The organism is Bacillus sp. FSL R5-0422, assembly GCF_038610765.1.
Taxonomy (GTDB): domain Bacteria; phylum Bacillota; class Bacilli; order Bacillales; family Bacillaceae; genus Bacillus; species Bacillus pumilus_O.
Window position 1 is genome coordinate 2607586 of sequence record NZ_CP152014.1, and the last position, 22591, is coordinate 2630176.

At 41.2% G+C, this 22591-nt stretch carries 21 protein-coding genes and 1 pseudogene; 9 read left to right on the forward strand and 13 right to left on the reverse strand.

Annotation, left to right across the window (positions count from 1 at the left end; all coding sequences use genetic code 11):
• Positions 1-12: 12 nt before the first annotated feature.
• Together MKX52_RS13290 and pepV are read right to left on the reverse strand one after the other, a co-directional pair.
• Complete coding sequence (locus tag MKX52_RS13290) at positions 13-639, reverse strand: Type 1 glutamine amidotransferase-like domain-containing protein (RefSeq protein ID WP_342490845.1); 627 nt, start codon at positions 637-639, stop codon at positions 13-15.
• Positions 640-662: 23 nt separating this feature from the next.
• A complete protein-coding gene (gene pepV / locus MKX52_RS13295; RefSeq protein WP_342490846.1) occupies positions 663-2063 on the reverse strand; it encodes a dipeptidase PepV in 1401 nt (466 codons plus the stop codon).
• Positions 2064-2158: 95 nt separating this feature from the next.
• Between pepV and MKX52_RS13300 the strand changes: the two genes are divergently transcribed.
• Both MKX52_RS13300 and MKX52_RS13305 read left to right on the forward strand, forming a co-directional pair.
• Complete coding sequence (locus tag MKX52_RS13300; RefSeq protein ID WP_144457632.1) at positions 2159-3457, forward strand: NCS2 family permease; 1299 nt, start codon at positions 2159-2161, stop codon at positions 3455-3457.
• Between the two features lie 371 nt (positions 3458-3828).
• Complete coding sequence (locus MKX52_RS13305) at positions 3829-4050, forward strand: DeoR family transcriptional regulator (protein WP_008356419.1); 222 nt, start codon at positions 3829-3831, stop codon at positions 4048-4050.
• Positions 4051-4246: 196 nt separating this feature from the next.
• On the opposite strand, the gene MKX52_RS13310 is transcribed toward MKX52_RS13305, so the two are convergent.
• Together MKX52_RS13310 and MKX52_RS13315 are read right to left on the reverse strand one after the other, a co-directional pair.
• Complete coding sequence (locus tag MKX52_RS13310; RefSeq protein ID WP_342490847.1) at positions 4247-4963, reverse strand: pseudouridine synthase; 717 nt, start codon at positions 4961-4963, stop codon at positions 4247-4249.
• 17 nt (positions 4964-4980) lie between these two features.
• Complete coding sequence (locus MKX52_RS13315; RefSeq protein ID WP_144469156.1) at positions 4981-6603, reverse strand: polysaccharide biosynthesis protein; 1623 nt, start codon at positions 6601-6603, stop codon at positions 4981-4983.
• A gap of 175 nt (positions 6604-6778) precedes the next feature.
• Between MKX52_RS13315 and MKX52_RS13320 the strand changes: the two genes are divergently transcribed.
• The 4 genes and pseudogenes from MKX52_RS13320 (at position 6779) to MKX52_RS13335 (ending at position 10568) form a co-directional block, all read left to right on the forward strand.
• A complete protein-coding gene (locus MKX52_RS13320; protein ID WP_012010941.1) occupies positions 6779-8050 on the forward strand; it encodes an NAD(P)/FAD-dependent oxidoreductase in 1272 nt (423 codons plus the stop codon).
• A complete protein-coding gene (locus MKX52_RS13325) occupies positions 8047-8244 on the forward strand; it encodes a hypothetical protein (RefSeq protein WP_012010942.1) in 198 nt (65 codons plus the stop codon). Before MKX52_RS13320 ends, MKX52_RS13325 begins: the two co-directional genes overlap by 4 nt.
• A gap of 140 nt (positions 8245-8384) precedes the next feature.
• Positions 8385-9917: a BCCT family transporter gene (locus tag MKX52_RS13330; RefSeq protein WP_144468967.1), complete on the forward strand. Its 1533-nt coding sequence runs from the start codon at positions 8385-8387 to the stop codon at positions 9915-9917.
• 126 nt (positions 9918-10043) lie between these two features.
• A pseudogene (locus tag MKX52_RS13335) lies at positions 10044-10568 on the forward strand (CbrC family protein).
• 42 nt (positions 10569-10610) lie between these two features.
• On the opposite strand, the gene MKX52_RS13340 reads toward MKX52_RS13335, so the two are convergent.
• From MKX52_RS13340 to MKX52_RS13370, 7 genes are all read right to left on the reverse strand, one after another.
• On the reverse strand, positions 10611-10793 hold the full coding sequence (locus MKX52_RS13340) for a sporulation protein Cse60 (protein ID WP_003217582.1): 183 nt from the start codon (positions 10791-10793) through the stop codon (positions 10611-10613).
• 101 nt (positions 10794-10894) lie between these two features.
• A complete protein-coding gene (locus tag MKX52_RS13345) occupies positions 10895-11206 on the reverse strand; it encodes a rhodanese-like domain-containing protein (RefSeq protein WP_151022976.1) in 312 nt (103 codons plus the stop codon).
• Between the two features lie 54 nt (positions 11207-11260).
• A complete protein-coding gene (locus MKX52_RS13350; RefSeq protein WP_012010947.1) occupies positions 11261-11944 on the reverse strand; it encodes a YesL family protein in 684 nt (227 codons plus the stop codon).
• Between the two features lie 21 nt (positions 11945-11965).
• Positions 11966-13258, reverse strand: a complete 1293-nt coding sequence (locus tag MKX52_RS13355) for a Gfo/Idh/MocA family oxidoreductase (protein WP_342490848.1) — start codon at positions 13256-13258, stop codon at positions 11966-11968.
• Positions 13259-13275: 17 nt separating this feature from the next.
• Positions 13276-13800 carry a lipoprotein YteS gene (locus tag MKX52_RS13360; protein WP_144503620.1) on the reverse strand — a complete coding sequence of 175 codons (525 nt, stop codon included), beginning with the start codon at positions 13798-13800 and terminating at the stop codon, positions 13276-13278.
• Complete coding sequence (locus tag MKX52_RS13365; RefSeq protein WP_342490849.1) at positions 13797-14918, reverse strand: glycoside hydrolase family 105 protein; 1122 nt, start codon at positions 14916-14918, stop codon at positions 13797-13799. The genes MKX52_RS13360 and MKX52_RS13365 overlap by 4 nt, the downstream gene beginning before the upstream one ends.
• An 18-nt stretch (positions 14919-14936) precedes the next feature.
• Positions 14937-15902, reverse strand: a complete 966-nt coding sequence (locus tag MKX52_RS13370) for a sugar ABC transporter permease (RefSeq protein WP_342490850.1) — start codon at positions 15900-15902, stop codon at positions 14937-14939.
• Between the two features lie 231 nt (positions 15903-16133).
• On the opposite strand from MKX52_RS13370, the gene MKX52_RS13375 reads away from it, so the two are divergent.
• Positions 16134-18434 carry a helix-turn-helix domain-containing protein gene (locus tag MKX52_RS13375; RefSeq protein WP_342490851.1) on the forward strand — a complete coding sequence of 767 codons (2301 nt, stop codon included), beginning with the start codon at positions 16134-16136 and terminating at the stop codon, positions 18432-18434.
• 37 nt (positions 18435-18471) lie between these two features.
• Here MKX52_RS13375 and MKX52_RS13380 read toward each other — a convergent pair whose 3' ends face one another.
• Positions 18472-18843: a winged helix-turn-helix transcriptional regulator gene (locus tag MKX52_RS13380; RefSeq protein WP_003217763.1), complete on the reverse strand. Its 372-nt coding sequence runs from the start codon at positions 18841-18843 to the stop codon at positions 18472-18474.
• Between the two features lie 155 nt (positions 18844-18998).
• Between MKX52_RS13380 and MKX52_RS13385 the strand changes: the two genes are divergently transcribed.
• Positions 18999-20204, forward strand: coding sequence for an MFS transporter (locus MKX52_RS13385; RefSeq protein WP_342490852.1), 1206 nt, complete (start codon positions 18999-19001; stop codon positions 20202-20204).
• Complete coding sequence (locus MKX52_RS13390; RefSeq protein WP_342490853.1) at positions 20201-21040, forward strand: aldo/keto reductase; 840 nt, start codon at positions 20201-20203, stop codon at positions 21038-21040. Before MKX52_RS13385 ends, MKX52_RS13390 begins: the two co-directional genes overlap by 4 nt.
• 45 nt (positions 21041-21085) lie before the next feature.
• Here the strand turns inward: MKX52_RS13390 and MKX52_RS13395 are convergent, their stop codons facing one another.
• The gene (locus MKX52_RS13395) at positions 21086-22585 is read right to left on the reverse strand and encodes an extracellular solute-binding protein (protein WP_342490854.1); all 1500 of its coding nucleotides are present in this window, start codon (positions 22583-22585) and stop codon (positions 21086-21088) included.
• Positions 22586-22591 lie beyond the last annotated feature (6 nt).

The following is a 22591-nucleotide window of genomic DNA, read 5'->3' on the forward strand; positions in this document are numbered from 1 at the left end:
TTCGTTTTGCGGTTAGGCTGATTCAGCAGTCTTTATCACAGCCTGCTCCCCTGTGATGAGTAAAGCCTGTTCATCAGTAAGCGGGCATAAATCGAGCGTCTTTTCATACTGCTTTAGGATTTGCTGCGCAGCATCTCCTAAATAGGTATTATGCACATGCGGTACTGGATAGCGGCTTACCTCATTGAAACCTTGATAGGATGAAAGCTCTGGTGCCTTCTGCCGCTCATCCATCAAGGAGATATATTCAATGCTTGGCGCCATGATGATACTCCCTGCCGATTCGCCGATGTACAGCTTTCCTTTATTGATTTCTTCTTTCAGCACGTCATCGAGACCGTGTTTTCTCAATTCCTGCAGTAAATAGAAAGTGTTGCCTCCTGATACATACATCACATCATTTTGTTTGATCATCTTTGTGATTTCTTCGGTAGACTGCTCAGCTATCTGAACAGTTTCTAGCTGCATACCGAGTTGATGAAAGGCTTCTTTCGCTGCCTCCACATAATGCGTGACTTCTTCCACAACACTAGCTGTTGGGAAGAATGTCACGCGTTTTCCTTTTAACGATTCACCCGTAAAATCAGACAAGAGAGAATAGCTGTCTTTGAATGAAGAGCATAAGAACATTTTTTTCACTGTGAATCCCCTCTTCTCTTTTTCTATTTTGCCAATTCATACATGGCTTGTGCATATAGTGCGGTTGCTCTTAGTAGATCGTCGATTTCGATATATTCATCCTTCTGATGTGCGCAATCTGGTCTGCCAGGGAAGAGAGGACCAAAGGCAACGCCCGCTTCTAAAGATCTTGCATACGTCCCTCCACCAATTGCAATCAGATGAGCTGGATTTCCAGTTTGTTCCTCATATACCCGCTGCAATGTTTTCACAAGTGGATGATCTTTTGAGACGTGATGCGGAGGGCTGTCGTCAAATTTCAGAAGGGTGGCCCCTTTGATGCCTTCGATCCCTTTTTTAACGTCCTTGCCATCTGCTGTCACTGGATAGCGGACATTTAATCCTAGCTTCGCTTCTTCGTTTTGTGTATAGCGGATCGTGCCAACATTTAAAGTTAAATCTCCGCTAATATCATCTTTACAAGCAATTCCTAGCTTTTTCCCTCTAGTATCTTGATCAAATAAAGCGTTGATTTGAGAAGTAAAAGCAAGCCCGTCTTGATCTATTTCTTGTCCACTGAGGAAATTGGCCATATGAATGCCTGCATTTGTGCCATGCGCAGGCTCCATGGCATGAACTGATTCACCTTTTAATGTGAAATGTAGTTCATTCGCTGCAATCTTTACCTCACCTGATAATTGATTGTCAGCAAGATATGCTTCAAAAGCTGTTTTTAATGACTCAACATCGTGGTCTTGTGCCGCTGTCACAGTGGCAGTTGCCTCATCCGGCACCATATTCAGCCGCATACCCGATGTGAATTGCTTGAGTGTATAGCGCTGATGTTGTTCTGTATGTTGATATGTAAATGACACAATGGCATCAATGATCCCTTTTTCAGAATGAATAATCGGAAAATCAGCATCTGGGGCAAATCCAATTTGCGGCATCGCCTCATGCTTGAAATAATGGTCCACACAGCGCCAATCACTTTCTTCATCTGTTCCAATGATCATTCGAATCTTTTTTGACAGCTTCATCCCTGTATCTTTTAACATCTTTAGCGCGTAGAAAGCCGCCATAGTTGGTCCTTTATCATCAATGGCGCCTCGGGCGAATATTTTATTTTCTCTTATGTCCGCTGAAAATGGCGGGGTTGTCCAGCCGTCACCAGCAGGCACAACGTCCACATGGCAGAGCACACCTACAATGTCTTCGCCTTCTCCATATTCAATATGACCTGCATAGCCATCCACATTCTTGACTGTGAAGCCTTCGTCCTCCCCTTTTTTCAGCATATACTGAAGGGCTTGATCGACTTTTTCACCAAATGGCTTTCCTTCTTTTCCACCTTCTTCATCCAGCACACTCTCAATTTGTAAAAAAGATTGTGTGTCCTTAATCAAATCGTCTTTTTTTCGTATGACTTCAGCTTCCCAATTCATTTTTTCCATTCCTCCTTGAAAAAAGGTTGCATTCCACCCATAAAACGAATATTATATTAATTGTTTTGTAATAATGTTCGTAAATGGAGGATTTTATGTTTCAGTTAAAAGAAAACCAAACCAACATAAAGAGAGAATTAATCGCTGGTATGACGACATTCTTTACTATGGTCTATATTGTTGCCGTTAACCCAGGAATTCTTTCAAAAGCAGGCATTCCTTTTGACCAAGTCTTTACTGCAACAATTATCGCTGCTGTCGTCGGTACGCTCTGGATGGCACTATTTGCAAATTATCCAATTGCGATTGCACCAGGTATGGGGCTGAATGTCTATTTCACCTTTACAGTTGTCGGTGGTGGCGGCATCAGCTATCAAACAGCGTTCAGTGCGGTATTTGTTGCTGGTATACTCTTTGTTATTTTATCGTTAACATCCCTTAGAAAACAACTGATTCAAGCCATTCCAGATAATTTAAAATACGGCATTACAGCCGGAATCGGGCTTTTTATTGCTTTTATCGGGCTCCGTCAGTCTGGGATTATCACAGCTGATCCGGAAAATCTAGTGAAGCTTGGCAACTTGAGCTCGCCTGTTGTCATTTTAACGCTTGTCGGCTTAATGATCTCTGTTATTTTAATGGTACTTCAAATCAATGGTGCTCTGTTTATCGGCATGTTAGCCACGACGCTAATTGCCCTCATAACAGGACAGCTTCATTTCCCTAAAATGCTGATGGACATTCCTGCCCTGCCAGAAGGTATGCTGATTACAAATCCATTCGCTGCCTTTGGTGATGTATTCTCTCATCATTTGTATGCGGTCGTCTTCTCCTTCTTACTAGTGACGATTTTTGATACAACGGGCACAATGATCGGAGTGGCTGAACAAGCCGGACTCATGAAAAACGGGCAGCTGCCAAAGGTACGCAGAGCCCTGCTTGCTGACTCTGCTGCAACGACGATTGGTTCTATGTTTGGAACAAGCCCAACGACAGCTTATATTGAATCATCCTCTGGGGTTGCTGCTGGTGGAAGAACCGGGCTAACGTCTTTAACAGTCGCTGCATTGTTTATTGTGGCATTGTTTTTCGGCCCGCTTGTTCAGGCTATTTCTTCTTTACCGTCCATCACATCACCTGTTCTCATCATTGTCGGGTGCTTGATGATGAACTCCGTGTCACGCATTCGCTGGAATGAGCTAGACGAAGCATTTCCTGCTTTTCTTGTGATTCTTTCCATGCCGCTGACATCTAGTATTTCAACCGGAATTTCACTTGGATTTATTTCTTATCCACTTGTGAAACTGGCAAAAGGAAAATGGAGAGAAGTACATGTTCTTGTTCTCATCTTTGCCATTTTATTTTTCATACAGCTCTTTTTTTTAGAAGGATAACAGAAACAAAACAGGCACATTCTAACAGGGGATGTGTCTTTTTGAGATCAGTGAATTTTTTATTTTGTAAATTTTCTGTGTTTATTTTTTGAAGGTTTAAACGTTACAATAATCTTCATACCCCTTACGCCTATTGGGTTGTAACCGGATTCAAAACATGGTATATACCATAACTCCATTCATGAAGACAAGTTAAAAAACACGTAAAGTTGACTTTTTGGTGGAACTAGATGCATAATAACGTGTATAATAGAATAAAACATTAAGAAACACGAACATTTACCATTGTTGCATGTCCTTATTTCGCAGTTTTAGTGTAGTAAGTTGTGGTTAGTCAAGTCCATCCGATCTTATTGATAGGGAGTGGTTTTTTGAAACCTTCAACAAACCGTATGATGACTCGAATAAAATCAGTCTATATGTTCATTCAAGAGAAAGGTCTTGTGACGACACAAGAGCTGGTTGATGAATTCGGGATCACACCTAGAACCATTCAAAGAGACTTAAACGTGCTTGCCTATAACGATCTTGTTCATAGTCCAAGCAGAGGCAAATGGGAAACAACGAGAAAAAAAGTAAAAATATCATCTTAAGCGCATAATGAACTGTCCATATAACAAAAAGCACCGGCAAATATGCCGGTGCTTTTGTCTTTTTTTCAGCGTGATAGAAAACCTTTGAAGTCTAAGAAGGACGAGCACCGAAGCACAGGACTGACAACGAATGCGAAGGTTTGTCTACACGCTAAAAGAACCGGCGATATACCGGTTCTTTTCTTTTGTTCTATATTTATGGTCGATTGATTAAGCTGTCTAATTCTTCATCCGTCAATTCACGGTACTCCCCGGGTGCTAGATCTTCATCTAAAGAGACAGCCCCCATCGAGCGTCTTTTTAAAAAGATGACTTCATTTCCCACTGCTTGCGCCATGAGCTTCACTTGATGGTACTTTCCTTCAGTAATTGTTAAACGGATGCGTGTATCTTCACTTTCATTCGCATCTACTTCAACCTTCGCCGGCTTCGTACGGTAATCATCTAAAATGATAACACCCTCTTCAAGGCGATTGATGTCTTGATCTCCTAATGGATATTTCAAATGAACTTCGTACGTTTTTGGCACATGCTTTTTTGGAGAAAGTAATTGATGTGCAAGCTGTCCATCATTTGTGAGGAGGAGAAGACCGACTGTATCCTTATCCAGTCTGCCCACAGGAAATGGCTCCCTTGCGATATCCTCAGGCTCAAGTAAATCGACGACCGTTTCATCCCGCACATCTTCTGTTGCTGAGATGACCCCATCTGGTTTGTTCATCATTAAGTAAATGAATTCTTTATACTCTACACGCTCTCCGTGCACGAGCACTTCATCATTCGATGGATCAACATGATCTTTCACCTGCTTCGCCAGTTCTCCATTCACGGTGACTGCCCGTGCCTTGACCAGCTTCTTTACATCTTTTCTTGAACCAAAGCCGCTGCTAGCAAGCAATTTATCAAGCCTCATGAAAACTCCACCTCTTCTTAACTCTTTTTTCTTAAAAATTTCGGCATACGGCTGCCGAGTACACGCTCAAGTAATCCAACCTTATAAGATAAGAACAGATACACACCGCCACCAGTGATCATTGAAATCAGAATGACGATACCCGCATTAACAATTCCACCTTCATACGATATCACTTGGCTCACAAGCTGACATGTCACATACGCCACGACAGCCATAATCGCAGTTAAAATACCAATGAGAATAAATCGTTTGAAAATCCTGCGGAATGAATAGCCAGCATGGCGCTTAATCATGATAAACATATACAAGATGGATGCACTATAACCTAAGGCAGTCGCAAGCACAGAGCCATTTCCTTGTAGCCAGCTGATGAGTGGAATGTTCAGAACCGTTTTAATGATGATCCCTAACAACAGACTGACGATGGCAAACTTTTGCTTGTTAATTCCCTGCAAAATCGCTGCGTTAATGGTGAATAGAGAAAACAATAACGCAACAGGTGCATACCAGAACAAAATAGACATCCCAATCTCAGGATGAACAGAGGGATAGAAAAACCAATAAACCGGTCCAGCCAATGCTGAGATACCAAATGAAGCAGGCAGCACGAAAAATAAAATAACCTGCATCGTCTGATCAATTTGTCTATTGAGTAGCTTGTAGTTACGAGCTGTAAATGATTCCGTAATCGTTGGAATCAAGGTTAAGCCAAACGCTGTTGCAAGCGACACAGGAATCATCACGAGCTTCGGTAAATATAACGTCACGATAGACAAGACCGCTGTACTAATATCCTGATGTCCTGATGCAATCATGGCTCTGTTAATCGTATTTGTATCAATATAAGAATAAATTGGTATCGCCAGTCCAACAAACACATACGGTGCCGCATAGCTAAATAGCTCTGTAAACATTTGCTTATATGATAAGTCAGAGGAAGCACCTGTATTCGGCTGCATCGATAAGAGCCGATCCTTGCGCTTCAGCCAATATAAATAAAGCGTGAATAACCCGCCAAATGCGCCGATCAGTGCTGCAAATGTAGCATAACCGACAGCAATGACAAGACCGCCGTCAAACACTTTTAATATAATGAACGTTGCTGTTAATAGGAAGATGATTCTGACAAGCTGCTCAATAACTTGGGAAACAGCTGTCGGTCCCATCATAGAGTGCCCTTGGAAGTACCCTCGCACAAGACTCATAATAGGTACAACCAAAAGACCTAAACTGACCATCCGAATCACATATACTACTTGATCGACAGTCAAACCGCCTGTTTCATTCGATCCGCCAAGCTGAATCTTCGCAAAAATCGGTGCGGTTAAATATAAAATAGAAAAGGCGATAATCCCGGTGACAAGCATGACCGACATACCTGCCCTGAACATTTTTCTTGTTGTCTCATAATCGCCAATTGCATTATATTTAGAAACAAATTTTGATACCGCTGTTGGGAAACCAAGCGTAGCAATACTTAAAAAGATCGTATACTGATTGTATCCATATTGAAATAGCGCTCCACCAGTAGCTCCAACCATTGCGCTAAATGGAATTAAATAAATCATACCAAGAATACGAGAGAGATAAGTCCCTATCGTTAAAACCAACGTACCACGAAGCAGTTTATTAGACATGCGCTTAACCACCATTTTTCTAATGAATATTCAACTCAACTATTTTACCACATCATTTCGACGCACAGGTAACAAATCCAATACAGAAGGCACAAAACCAATCAATTCATATTTCAGCCTTACCCAATTTTCGTTATAATAGATAAATGACTGAAAGTAGAAAGAGGAATGTAACATGAAACATTATGATGTCATTGTCATTGGCGGTGGACCTTCTGGACTGATGGCCGCGATTGCATCAGCAGAGCACGGTGCAACTGTTCTGTTAATTGACAAAGGAACCAAACTTGGCAGAAAGCTCGCCATTTCTGGCGGTGGACGCTGTAACGTCACGAACCGCCTTCCAGTAGAAGAAATCATCAAGCATATTCCCGGAAACGGCCGCTTTTTATATAGTGCATTTTCTGAGTTCAATAACGAGGATATTATTTCTTTTTTTGAAAACCTTGGCATTGAACTTAAAGAAGAAGACCATGGACGTATGTTCCCTGTCTCAAACAAAGCACAATCTGTTGTTGATGCCCTTTTAGACAGGCTTCGCAACCTCAATGTGACCATTCGAACGAATGAGAAGATTAAAACAGTTCTGTATCAAGACGGACAAGCAGCTGGAATTGTTACAAATAATGATGAAAAAATTTCAAGTAATGCCGTTGTGATTGCTGTTGGCGGAAAAAGTGTGCCGCATACTGGTTCTACTGGTGACGGCTACGCTTGGGCAGAAGCCGCTGGTCATACGATTACAGAGCTCTTCCCAACAGAAGTACCGGTCACATCAGATGAGCGTTTTATTAAAGAAAAAGTGCTCCAAGGGCTTTCTTTAAGAAGTGTGGCTGTCAGTGTTTTAAATAAAAAAGGGAAACCCGTCGTCACACATGTCATGGATATGATCTTTACACACTTTGGTTTATCCGGCCCAGCTGTTCTTAGATGCAGCGGATTTGTGGTGAAAGAATTAAAGAAACAGCCGACCGTCCGTCTGCAAATAGACTTATATCCAAAGCTTAATGACGAGGAGCTTTTCCAAAAACTACATCAAGACTTAAAAGAAGAACCGAAAAAAGCCATTAAAAATGTTCTGAAGTCTTGGATGCAAGAACGCTACTTATTGTTTTTGTTAGAGCGAAACGGGATAGATCCTCAAGATACATTTTCGGGTCTTGCTAAGGATAAACTGCGCGCATTCGTCCATGATTGCAAACATTTTATCGTTCATGCGAACGGTACCCTCTCTTTGGACAAAGCGTTTGTCACAGGGGGCGGCGTTTCTGTGAAAGAAATTGAACCGAAAAAAATGGCGTCTAAAAAAATGCCCGGTCTATATTTCTGCGGAGAAATCTTAGACATTCATGGTTATACAGGCGGATACAATATCACGTCAGCACTTGTGACTGGCAGACTTGCCGGTATGAATGCTGCACTTGAAGCAAAGGAGAGATTTTCATGATTAGACGTGCACTTCCGATTATCCTAGCAGTGGTGATTAGTTTGACAGCCGCTGTCTTCTTAAAATTGTCTATTAACCCGTTAAAAGTCGCAGTTGTGTTAGCCTTTACTATTTTCGCTGTTTGCTTAAAAGAATATGTCTACCGACTTCGCAAACGAATTGAAGAAAAATCATCTTCACATATCGATAGTTGATTAATGGAAGCAAAACATGTTACGGTAAAGTAGAGGTCGAGTGAGAAACTCGACTCTTTTTGTTTGAAAATAGTTGAGATAGGGGATATTAAACAAAATCCTCTGCTTAAACGTGTAGAACAACAGGAGAGTGAGATGGTGTGAAAAACGTATCAAGTGTATTTTGGATTGTGATTGCGATCACATTTGTTGCCGTTATGTGGGGAGCTTTTTCTCCAGAAACATTACAAAATGTCACAGATCAGATTCAAACTTACATTACAAACGACTTTGGCTGGTATTATTTGATAGTGATTTCACTACTTGTCGGCTTTTGTCTATTCTTTATTTTTAGTCCAATCGGAAAAATTACGTTAGGAAAACCAGGTGAAGAGCCTGAATTTGGCCTTTTTTCTTGGTTTGCGATGCTATTTAGTGCCGGTATGGGAATTGGTCTTGTCTTTTATGGGGCCGCTGAACCAATCAGTCACTATGCAATTCAATCACCAACAGGAGAGACTGAAACTGCACAAGCCTTCCGCGATTCCCTTCGTTATACATTTTTCCACTGGGGACTTCATGCATGGGCCATTTATGCGATTGTCGCATTATGCATCGCATACTTTAAATTTAGAAAAGATGCGCCTGGATTAATTAGTTCCACCTTATACCCAGTATTCGGAAACAGAATTCATGGATGGATTGGAAAAACGATCGATTGTATCGCAGTGTTTGCAACAGTAGTTGGCGTAGCCACAAGTTTAGGGCTAGGTGCCGCACAAATTAATGGTGGATTAACCTATTTATTCGGCATTCCAAATAACTTTTTGACTCAGCTCATTATTATTGCGATCGTAACTGTTCTGTTCTTGATCTCTGCTTGGAGCGGAATTGGTAAAGGTATTAAATATTTAAGTAATTCGAATATGATATTTGCTGCTATACTCATGATCTTTTTACTCTTTGCTGGACCAACTGTTTTTATTTTAAATTCATTTACAGATTCGATCGGACAATACTTATCGAATATTGTACAAATGAGCTTTAGATTATCACCAAATGATCCAGAAAAGAGAGAATGGATTAATGGTTGGACGATTTTTTATTGGGCATGGTGGATCTCTTGGTCTCCATTCGTCGGCATTTTTATTGCGAGAGTCTCACGCGGAAGAACCATTCGAGAATTTTTAATTGGTGTCTTAGTGGCTCCTTCAATCCTCGTGTTCCTATGGTTCTCTATCTTCGGAGTATCAGCTATGGATTTACAACAAAAAAATATTATAGATGTAGCTGGTATGCCGACTGAAACGATGCTGTTTGGTGTTTTAAATCAATACCCGCTTGCCATGATTACATCCATTTTGGCACTAATTTTAATTGCTGTATTCTTTATCACATCAGCAGATTCAGCCACCTTTGTTCTAGGAATGCAGACAACCTATGGCTCATTAAATCCTGCGAATAGTGTAAAGATCAGTTGGGGCATTATCCAATCAGCTGTTGCGGCAGTGCTATTATTTTCAGGCGGACTTCAAGCCTTGCAAAATACAGCAAAACTCGCCGCCTTGCCGTTCTCCATTGTCATTATCTTGATGGTTGTGTCACTGTATAAATCATTAAATGCTGAACGAAGAGCCATCAAACAAGCTAACAAAATCAATAAACCAAGAAGTCCAAGAGTAAAAAAAGCATAAATGTGTATGAAAAAAGCCGTTCCTCATGTGAACGGCTTTTTTCTATACAAACAATTTAAGATGGTCATGCTCTTTCACATTCCTTTAAAATAATAGGATGAAATGATTCTCAACATGGAGGTTTATATGACGTTACCTACATTCAAGTACAACCCAGATCCAATTTCGTTACATGTGATCAAAAAAGAACAGACGACATGTCCTGTTTGCGAGAAAGTAAGAGAATATGTGTATCATGGTGCATTTTATACTGTTGAAGATGTGGAAGGAATATGCCCTTGGTGCATCAAAGATGGTTCAGCCGCTAAAAAATACAATGGTATGTTTCAAGACGATGCAAGCTGTGATGACGTTGATGAAGAGAAATATATAGATGAACTGATCTATAGAACACCAGGTTATCGCGGCTGACAGCAGGAATATTGGTTAAGTCATTGCGGAGATTTTTGCGCGATCGTCCAGTATGTCGGTTGGAAAGAGATAGAACATTTAGAGGAAGAGCTCACAGAAGATATCGAAGACATTTGCAGCGGCGGAGGATTAACGAAAGAGAACCTAAAACAATGGCTCGTCAACGGCGGAGATCTGCAAGGCTACCTCTTTCAATGTGTCTACTGCAACAAGCATCGTTTATATATTGACGCTAGTTAAACAAAAGAAGGACCCTTCAAACAGGTCCTTTTTTGATACCATCTATTTTTTATATAAAATGAGTGCAGAAAAACAGTAGAGCTGTTCTCCACCTTGCTCACAGATCACCGCTACATTGTACTTGATGTCAATGATTTGGTCGTCATCCATTCCTTTTAAAAAAAGGTTGATTTCGCTCTGCAAATCTTTTTCGTGCTCTTCATCAAATACAGCTACCTTTAGCACATATGCCACTCTCCCTTCTCTCGCTACTCTATCTTTATGCACATTAGGGCGGGCATATGAACAAAAGAAGCCTTTCATCTATGAGATGAAAGGACTTCTGTTTACAGCTTCGGTTTTGTTTCTCCAGTCCAAGCAAGCATTCCGCCAACGACATTGGTCGCTTGATAGCCTTGGTCTTCTAGGAAATAACAGACATTTTCACTACGTTTACCAGACCGGCAAATTATATAATATTCTTGCGTTTGATCGAATGCATCCAGTTTCTCCGGGATATCTCCCATTCGAATGTGGATCGCTTCAGGAATCATTCCTTCTGCTACTTCCTCGTTCTCACGCACATCAACAAGCTGAACCGCTTCTTCTTGCTCTAGCTTTTGTTTTAATTCTTCTATTGAGATTTCTTTAACTGACACGGCGCTTATCACTCCTTTTCATCACGGTGACACCATTATAGCAAATGAACTGCATCACTGTGTATTCACCCGCTTCGATTGTAGGAAAGATGGCAGGCGTTTCTTCACTTCGGCTGCCCGTTGCTCACTGTCAAACTCTACTTTTTTGAATACTTGATAGGCCAGCCACATATGGACATAGGCGAGTATACTCACACTAAAGAACGGTACGATTCCCGGCAAATAAGCAAAGAGAACAAATAGCAGAGCCGAGAAAACGAGCATACAAAGTGTATATTGCAAATAGGAGATACCGAGCAAAAGAGAGAATTTCAAATAGAGACGTTTTTTCCAATCATAATGAGCCAGCAGCGGAAAAATATAAAACAAGCTCACAACAAAGAGAAAACCAAAGATATAAATGGCAAAACGAAGCACATGCAAAAACCAGCTCGTTGGATAAATAAACGCAAGGTCTACATATATAATCGTCCCTATGATCAGTAGCGCCACTCCTATTAAATTAGAGCGTACAAACTCCACACGGTACACCTTCCAAAAAGTCCTGAAAACGCTCACTTGCTCATGCCCTTGTATCCACTTTCTCATCACCGAAAATAACGCAGTGGTCGCAGGCATCAATCCAAAGATCCCAAACCCCATCAAGGTGAACAGCAGCCATAGCAAATTCGTATAGGCGAGTCTCATCACCCACTCACACATTCGCAGCATTCTGCTCATTGAACCATCATGATCCATCTCTTTTCCCTCCTCTCCTTCTTATGACACCGTCTCTTTTTGAAGAAGCTCGTCTATGTCGATTGGGCGTTTCTCTGCAACAGACCGCCACATGCCTTCTCCAAGTGCAATCGAATAAGCACCAGCCTCTGCTCCTGCTGATATGTCATAGTGAATTAAAGGATCTTTCCCGATAAATAAATCCGCCAAAAGCAGAGGATCTCCGCCGCCATGTCCCCCAGGCTGCTTCACGACTTCAATCGTCTCTTTTGCCCCAAACATCGGATAATAAGAAATCGTCTGTTCTGGGAATTGAAAAGGAATTCTTGATGGCACATGAAACTCATTTGTTTCAATACGCCCCTTCGTCCCATTGATAGCAAGCCGATATCCTTCGTAGGGTGCTGAGAATTGAATCGAATAGCTGAAAAGAGCCCCTTGGTCATATGCCACTGATGCCACATATGTATCCTCAATGTCAATTTCCTCATCAAAAATACAGGCGTCTGGGCGATAATTGGCGTATTGCTGCGTTTGCTCCTGACCGGATTCGATATGATCGTCCTCGACCCTTGTGCGTTCTACTCTCGGATTCCACCTTGCTTCATAATGACATGTATCCTTCACATGACATGTTCCGCAATACCTATTTTCTTCCCCCTGCAAAGGATTCCAAGGACTTTGATCTCCGTAATAGTTCAGTGCCCCATAGGCAAATACTTGCTTTGGTTTTTGATTGATCCACCAATTGACCAAATCAAAATGATGCGTTGATTTATGAACGGATAGTCCGCCAGAGAATTGCCGCGTGCGGTTCCACCTTTTGAAATAACTAGCGCCATGATACGTATCAATGAGCCAGCTCAGTTCAACAGATGTAACCCTTCCAATCTTTCCTTCTAAAATGAGTTCTTTGATTTTTCGATGAAATGGGTTGTAGCGATAATTGAAAGTGACTGTGACCTTCCCTTTACTTTCCTTTTCTTTTTCCATTACTTTTTTGGCGTCTTTAGCTGTTGTAACCATCGGCTTTTCAGTGATGACATCGAGGTCATGGTCAAGTGCTTGCAAAATATACGTGACATGGGTGTCATCCCTTCCTGCCACGATGACGATATCTGGCTTTGCTTCCTTCACCATTTGATCAAATGCCTCTTCATGAAAAAACGAGACGCCCCGCAGTGATGGAAAACGCTTCTGACAAAGTGTATACCGATGATGATCTATATCTAATAGTCCTGTAATCCTGTAATGCTCATTGAAATCCTCTGTGAGCGGTTTAATAAACATATTAAACGCACGATGACTGAGTCCGCAAACTACGACCCGTTTCACAGTCCCCACCCCTTTTTCTATCGATTTTCACGAAGCTGTTTCATGAGAGACAGCGCCTCTTTGGATTTGTCTGCATACACGGGAATAAAAGCGACCATATCTCGGTGTAATCGAAAGGTATAGCCGTTTAGCTTTTTCGTGCCTTTGTTAACTTGAACCGCATAATCGACCGTATTCCCTGTCTTTTGATCCTCGGTCGTATATGGCCCTGCCGCTTGATCATCTATGCCCATCTCTTCAAGCAATTGAAAGCTTTCAGGATCATCATACGTTCGAAACATCTCTTCCGGGACAAGCATGATGTCCCCCTCTTTTGCAGTAATTTCCACAAGAAGTTTTTCAGGAATCGCTGGAAAGATGTGGACGCTATACGTTTCTTGTTCCGTTTGAAAAGCCTTCTCGACTAATTGATCCTTCATCCCCTTGGACATGTCAGAAAAAATCAGAACATCGATACCGTTTGTTTTCCCATGACAGGCTGACAAACAAAAGGCGGCGATGAAGCTGAAGAGCCATGCCGCAGCCTTTTTTTTCCTCTTCATGCCTTTTGAAAAACAGACAGCTTCTCTAGCTCAGTTAATGCCATAATAAAAGCGCCTGCCCCGTGCAAATCATTTGTGCTTCTCTCTCTACCGACGTAGTAATCGTAAAACCCAGCAGATGTTCCGATACATATATCATTGATGGTAAAATCACCGGTTTCTGTCTCAGCCGTCTTATGCTGAATTAAGCCTTGATATGCTTTCACCACATGATCTGTGTAGCGGAGGCTGACATATCCTTCGTTCATGGCTTTTGCCATGGCGTACATGAATAAACACGATCCAGAGCTTTCAAGCCAATTGTCGCTATGCGTCCCTTTATCAATGATTTGATGCCATAAACCTGTGTCTTGATCCTGGTACCTAGCTACACTTTCCAGCATGTCTATCAGCGTTTCCTTCCACACTTTTCTCCCTTCATGCTGCTCTGGCAGATCCTCGATCATGTCTGCTAATGCAAGGACATACCAGCCAAATGACCTTGCCCAAAACTCGGGAGAACAGCCTGTCTTTTGATCCGCCCATGGCATCACTTTTCGTTCGTCCCAAGCGTGATAATACAGACCGGTTTTTTCATCTTTTGTATGCTTTCTCATGAGATGCTCTTGATGGATCACCATATCCACCAGCTCCACCAGCTCCTCTTCACCTTTCAGCTTTGCATACTTTAACGCAAAGGGTCCTCCCATGTAGAGACCATCCAGCCACATTTGATAAGCATAATTGTCTTTATGCCAAAATCCGCCTTCAGACGTGCGATTCAATGTGCGATAAAGCCCGCGGAGCTTCTCTGCTGCCAGCACATACCGCTTCTCTCCTGTTCGTTCATAAAGAGGGAATAAAATGAGCCCTGCTTGGATCGCATCAAGCTCATCTCTCCGAAATAACAGGTTTCCATACTCATCAATGAGCGAATCTGCGTAGCTTTTCACATAATTGAAATACGTCTCGTTCCCCGTTGACTCATATAGCTTCATCACACCGCAAAGAAAAACGCCTTGATGATAATGCCATCTTCCAGCTGGAGGCAGCTCTATTGGTGTATGCGCTTTCATAATTGTTTGTGCTAATTTCTCTGCATGCTCAAGTGGTGATCCTTTTTCAGTCGCTAATGTCATTCCTCTTCATCTCCCTTTTTAGTAAATACCTTCTTCCCCAAATTTCTTCGCTAAACGGTTCGCCAGCATAACCAAAATGAGTCCAACAGCTGCTTTAAATAGACCAACAGCGGTACTATAGCTAAATTGTCCTTGCTTCAGACCAGCTGTATAAACGTACGTATCAAAGATTTCTGCTACTTCCCGGTTCGTTGCATTGAGTAATAAGTAGACATGCTCAAAGCCAAGCTCTAATGTGTCACCAATTTTCAAAATTAGTAGAACGACAATCACACTTTTAATGGCAGGAAGCGTGATATGCCACATTTGTCTCAGTCTGCCGGCTCCATCCATTTTCGCTGCTTCATATAGCTGCGGATCTACCGCTGTAATCGCCGCAAGGTAAATAATCGTCGACCAGCCTGCTTCTCGCCAGATCACTTGTAAAATGTACATCGGCCTGAACCATTCCTGACTAAGAAGGAAGTTAATCTTTTCCCCTCCAAAGAAAGCAATCAATTCATTGATTAATCCGCCATCTACTGTTAACAAAACAAAGGATAAGGACACGACAATCACCCATGACATGAAGTGAGGAATGTATATCATCGTCTGAACAAATTTCTTAAACAATGCCAATCTGACCTCGTTTAAAAGCAGTGCCAATAAGATTGGAATTGGAAAGAAAATCACGACATTCATGGCAAATAAAATCAGTGTATTTTTTAATAAAATGAAAAATGTTGGTTCTGTAAACAATCGAATAAAGTGTTTGAAGCCAACCCACTCACTGCCAAGAATACCGAGAAACGGCTGGTAATCTTGAAAGGCAATGATCAGCCCCCACATCGGCACATATTTAAAGACAAGAAAATAAATGAGCCCTGGTAAAATCATGACATACAAAAACTTCTGACTAAGCATTTGATTAAGTAAGCGCTTTCTCTTTTCTTTTTTCAAAGCTGCCGCAGGCACACCCTTGGCAGTGACATCCTCTGTTTTCATAGATAAAGCCTCCCCTCATGCTGATGCATGTGTTAACTGTATCTTAAGGATGAAAAATCCGTCTACAATCATATCATCAGATCATATTTACTCAGGGGGGGCTACTCAAAACGTTATATAAAACATGAGAAAATGATCCTAATCTCAGAAAATGATTATTGACAAACCTACCAAATTTTTGGATTAATAAATAAAGAGGAAAAGATTGTTCTGTTTGAAATGGGGGGTTTTATGAAAAGAAGGCAATATAAGTTTTATTACAAGCTCGTCACGTTTTTTTTCATGCTTAGTACGATTCCTGTCATCATTGTCGGTATTTTTTCTTATCAGCATTCACAAAAAACAGCACTCGAAAATATCTCAAATGAAAAGCTAGACAGTGTGAAACAAACGCAATCCAATATTGAGCATATTTTAAAGACTGTTGATCATTCTCTCACTCACTATGTCAGTTCGCCGCCTCTCCTTCAAACACTGGCAGAACCTTTAAATCCAGACCAATTCCAGCTTTATAATCAAGTACAGCAGGAACTAAACTACTTGCAAACCTTTGACACCGATCTTTCCAATATTACACTCGTCAGTAAAATAGAAGACTGGTACATGAACAATTCGGGGCTTTATCATGTCACGAGCGGAGATCAAGAGAAAGCGCTCACCTCTTACCTCAATATTCCGAGTCATTCTAGCTGGGCACTTGAAGAGAATAATCCACTTGTTGCGACAAAAGAAGGAAAGGCTTCCTTTTGCAAATACAATGTGAACTTAATCAAACAACTTCCGATGAACAGTGTCCAGAAAAAAGGGATCGCTGTCGCCAGCATTCCGAGCTGTACGATTGCTAACAATATGCCTGACTTCTCTCAATCTGACAGTATGCTTGTTATAGATACGAATGGAAAAGTGCTGTTACATAACCGCAAAAAACAAATTGGTGAATCCTTGAAAAATCAAGAGTTCGTCAAGCATGTCCTATCAAGTGAAGAACGATCAGGTCAATTTAACATGAAGATCGAGGAACTAAACTATCAAATTACGTTTCAAAAATCAGACTATAACGAATGGACGTACCTCTCCTTTGTTTCCATACCAGAACTCAAGGCACAAACGAAATCAATAGGGTGGATCACCTTTATTATCTGCTTTATTTTGTTAGCGCTTTCATTGCTATTTTCATGGTTTGGCTCCAGACATTTTTATAAACCAATCCGCTTGTTATACGAGTCCTTTGCACGTAATGAATCCTTTTTGCAAAAGCAGCCTTTTCAAAATGAATTTGAGTTGATTGAGTCGAGTATTAAACAAATGAAGGATCAAAACAATGATTTAGAGGAACGGATTGAACAGCAAGTCACGCACCTCCAGCAATACTTTATGGTACGGCTATTGCTCGGAAAGCTGACAGAAGAAGAGATTAACAACCGGTTCCAAAGTTTAGGATTCCCTCAGGGCTGGTCTCACTTATCCATGCTTGTGACCCAAATCGATACGCTAAAAGGAACACCTTATGAAAAAAAGGATGCAGACTTACTTTTATTTGCGATCAATGGACTGGTTGAGCAGATTATTCCACAAGAGGAGCACCTTCAGCCAACAGTTGTCAATCAACATCAAACGACGATTATCCTAAATCACTTAAAGTCAGATGAAGAATTTACTGAATATTTAAACCAATTAGCAGAAACCATTCAGCTACGTATCGAGGAAGAGCTTGGTTTATCGATCAGCATCGGAATCAGCCGCCAGTTTCAGGAGCTCACTATGGCAAAACAGGCTTACATTGAAGGAAAAGAGGCCTTAAAATACAGGCTCAAAGCAGAGAAAAAGTCCATTATCTTATATGAACATATCCAGCAAGGAAAAACGTTTAAAACCCATTTTCCAAAGCAGTTGCAGCATGATTTATTTGATGCAATAAAAGCGGGTGATCAAGGGAAAGCAGATCACTATTTACATGTGCTCCTTCAATCCATTTTCTCTAAAAATGCGGGACCGCATGAGTACCATATCGCCCTCGCCCGTTTTTTAAACAATTTGATTGAGCTAATGCATTTGCTTGGCATTGAACTGTTTGAGGTCGAAGACAATAAAATGCTGTATGATACAATTTTTGAATTTAAAACGTTTGAAGATACCGAAGCATGGCTGAAACATGAGATCATTCGGCCGATTATTGACCAGCTAAGTGCACGCGAGGAATCACAATACAAAAACATCTCAGAAAAGATCATTCATATCATCCATCAAGAATTCGATTCTGATCTCACATTGGATGAAATCGCCACACGCCTGCATTACAACCCAAATTATTTAAGCAGTATCTTTAGAAAGGAAATGGATATCCCTTTTAGTGAATATCTCTCATCCTACAGACACCATGTCGCCAAAAACTGGCTCGTGGAAACCGATATGTCCGTCAAAGAAATTTCGGAAAAACTGAAATATAAAAACCCGCAAAACTTCATCCGTTCCTTCAAAAAACTAGAAGGCACGACCCCAGGCAAATACCGTGACCAGAAAAAAGGCATATAAGACAAAAAGTCCCGCTCTCTCAAAAAGCGGGACTTTTTTATTTAAACTGTTCATTTAAAATGCTGTCTTCTAGCACTGAAAGCGGCTCTCCGTACACACGTTCAATATGAGCTGCTCCCCAATCACATAGCGCATTCAGAATTCTTTCGAGCGACTGACCGTATTCACTTAATTCATATTCCACTTTAGGCGGTACTTGCTCATACACAATCCGGTTAATCACTCCATCACTTTCAAGCTCTCTCAGCTGCTGTGTAAGCATTTTTTGTGTGATGTTTGGCATGAGCCGCTTCAATTCACTTGTGCGTTTTTTCCCATGAGTTAAATGACATAAAATCACGCACTTCCACTTTCCGCCAATGACCTCAAGGGTCGCTTCCACGGAGATATTATATTTTTTCTTTTCCATTGAATCCTCACTCCTCTTTATACAAACAGGCACTTTTTAGTACCTATATTACAAAAAAGTACGTACTTTTTTTTTCGTCATCTATGTTAGATAATAACTCTTGCCGATCGGCTTCGTCTATCAAAATGTCATCACAAAAGGATATGAACTGATTCATGAAGAAAAAACAAAACCACCTTGCCCTTCTCGCACTAGCTATTAGTGCTTTTGCTATAGGAACCACTGAGTTTATTAGTGTCGGTCTTTTGCCAATGATTTCAGAGGACTTTGGAGTGAGCGTCAGTCAGGCGGGCTGGACCGTCTCTTTATATGCTCTTGGTGTGACATTCGGCGCGCCTATTTTGACTTCTCTGACTTCAACGATGAAAAGAAAGACATTGCTTTTGCTCATTATGCTCGTCTTTTTGATTGGAAATACACTTGCCACGATGGCTCCGACCTTTTCAATACTATTAATCGGCCGGGTCATTTCAGCCTTATCCCATGGAATCTTTATGTCCATTGGCTCTACGATCGCTGCAAGCCTTGTAGTGAAAGAAAAACGGGCAAGCGCGATTGCCTTTATGTTCACCGGATTAACAGTTGCGACTGTGACGGGCGTACCATTCGGGACATTTCTTGGTCATGAACTTGGGTGGCGGACATCATTCGGTGTGATTGTCATCATTGGTCTAATCGCACTAATATCTAACTATTTTCTTGTTCCATCTCAATTAAAACAAAGCGTAAAAACATCATTTAAGGATCAAGCTGTTTTATTAAAAACAAAAAGAATCTTGCTTCTATTTGTCATTACAGCAACAGGATACGGAGGAACATTTGTCGTCTTTACGTACTTATCCCCTCTCTTACAGCATGTGACAGGTCTTGCGCCAGGGGCAGTGGCATTGATTCTGCTTTTATACGGAATCACGATCGCAGCCGGAAATGTCATTGGCGGAAAGGTTGCTAATGAGAAGCCAATGAAAGCACTGATTTACATGTTTATCATCCAAAGCATCATTTTGTTTATCCTTAGCTTGACTGCTGGATTTACGGTGCTAGGCATTGCAACTGTCATGCTGATGGGACTGTTTGCTTTCATGAATGTACCTGGGCTGCAAGTCGCTGTCGTTGACTTTGCAGAAAGATACACACCAGGAGCAGTCGACGTCGCTTCCGCTATGAATATCGCTGCCTTTAATGCCGGTATCGCCATCGGCTCATTTTTAGGCGGCATCGTGACAGATACTCTTGGGCTTGTGCATACAGGCTGGGTCGGCGGCATTATGGTCCTGATTGCTGCGATTCTCACGATGATTAGTTTTCGAATCGAACAACAAGAACAAAAATCAAACCATCTAAAGGAGTGTTCAATATGAATCATTTACAAAGTACAAAAACATTAAACAATGGAGTCCACATGCCAGGATTTGGTCTTGGTGTATTCAAGGTGGAAGATGGCGAAGAATTAATAGACGCCGTCAAAAAAGCCATTCAATTAGGCTATCGCAGTATTGATACAGCGGCTATTTATGGCAATGAGGAAGGGGTCGGACGAGGCATACAGCTTGGTCTTACAGAAACAGGACTTCGCCGCGAAGATCTTTTTGTGACATCAAAAGTGTGGAATGCCGATTTAGGATATGAATCCACGCTAAAAGCATATGAGGAAAGCTTGAAAAAACTTCAGCTTGACTACCTTGATCTATATTTAATCCATTGGCCGGTTGAGGGAAAATATAAAGACGCTTGGCGTGCGCTTGAAACGTTGTATCGTGAAGGCAAGGTCAGAGCCATTGGTGTGAGCAACTTCCAGCCGCATCATCTAGACGAACTATTAAAAGATGCAGACATCATACCAGCCATCAATCAAGTGGAGTTTCACCCAAAACTGACGCAGGAAGCACTTTATACGTATTTGAACACACATGGCATTCAAATGGAAGCATGGTCACCGCTCATGCAGGGGGAACTGCTTCATCATCCGGTGATCAAAGAACTGGCAGACACATACGGCAAAACACCCGCTCAAATTATTTTGCGCTGGGATGTGCAAAAAGGCATCATCACCATTCCAAAATCAACAAAAGCGCATCGTTTAAAAGAAAATGCAGACATATTTGATTTTGCATTATCTGATGAGGATATGAATCGTCTTTCTGATTTAAATGAAAACAAACGTATCGGTCCAGACCCAGACAACTTTGACTTTTAATGAAAACACCCCCGCTTTTTAACTGTGCGGGGGTGTTTTTATTGATTATTTTGATTTCTTAAAAGAAGCTTCATATTCTTCAATGATTTTATTACCGCCATTTGATTTCCACTTCTCTACATCTTTTTTAAATTGATCTTCACTGATGTCTCCAAGAATGAACTTATAGGTCGCATCATCAATGATTTTTTTCAATTCATTTCCTCGTTCTGAGGCTGTTTCTGAATACAGGCTTTCAGCAGGATTGGCGACGATGATCTTTTGGTTGTCTTCTTCTAGCTCTTCATATTTTGTACGAACCGCATCCCCTTTATTTTTCAAGTACCGTTTATCAATGCCTACTAGACTGACAAGCGGCTGTACATCTGTCTGCCAGCTTTTCACTTGGCTTTCTTCCCTGACAAATGTATTCCCTTCTTCTTTCTTATAATGCTCACCATCTATACCGTACGTCATCAGCCCATAGACATCTTCTTCTGCAATGCGATCAAAGAAGGCCAAAATTCGCTTTAATTCTGCCTCTGATTTCACGCTCGTTTTAGGAAATGCGAAGATGCCATTATGACCACCTGATGCCCACACTCGTTCTTTGCCATCTGGGCCTTTGATTCGGTTCAGTATATCGACTTTCATGTTTTTATCTGTCGCGTCATCTCTCAAGTTCACTGCGTCTACCATATTTCCAACATAGATCCCTGCTTTTCCTTGTGAGAATAATTCCTGTTGCTGCGTTTTGCTTGTGACAGGGAAGTCTTTGTTGATATAGCCATTATCACGTAATTTTTTCATATATTTCATCGTATTCATATACTCATCTGTCATAAAATCTGGCGTGAATTTGCCGTTATCTTCTTTCCAATCTGTTGGCATTCCCTCATATGAACCAAGTGTTTTAAATGCCCCATAAATCAAATCATTCCGATCCGTAAAGCCAATTGTATCCGCTTTTCCGTTTTGATTCGGATCTTTTTCAGTAAAAGCTTTCGCTACCTCATAAAGATCATCCAACGTTTTTGGTGTATCCAAATTTAAATTTCCAAGCCAATCCTTTCGAATGACAATTCCTTGTCTTGAAAGTGGTCTCTCTCTATAAATGCCATAAAGCTTACCATCTATAGAGGCGTTTTTATTAATCAGTTTGTTCATCTTACTTAAATTTGGATAATCCTTTAAATACGGACCAACTTCCCAGAACATACCTGATCTGAACGCATTAATAGCAGACGAATTCTTAATGTCTTGAATCGTCACGATCTGCGGCAAATTCCCTGCGGCAAGTGCAGAATTCAACCGGTCTTCCTTCACAGCATCAGGCACCCACGTAATATCAAGTTCTGTGTTTGTGAGCTTCTCAATCTCTTTTAAAACCGAATCTTTCGGCGGCTGCTGATGATAGAGAATCGCCATCCATGTCAGCTTTACTTTTTTGTCTAAATCAACCTTTTCATCTGATGAACTTGCTCCTTTGCTTGAACATGCAGATAAAATACCGCTTGCTGCAAATAACAGGACAAACGCAATCAACCATAATTTCTTTCTCCCCATAAGATC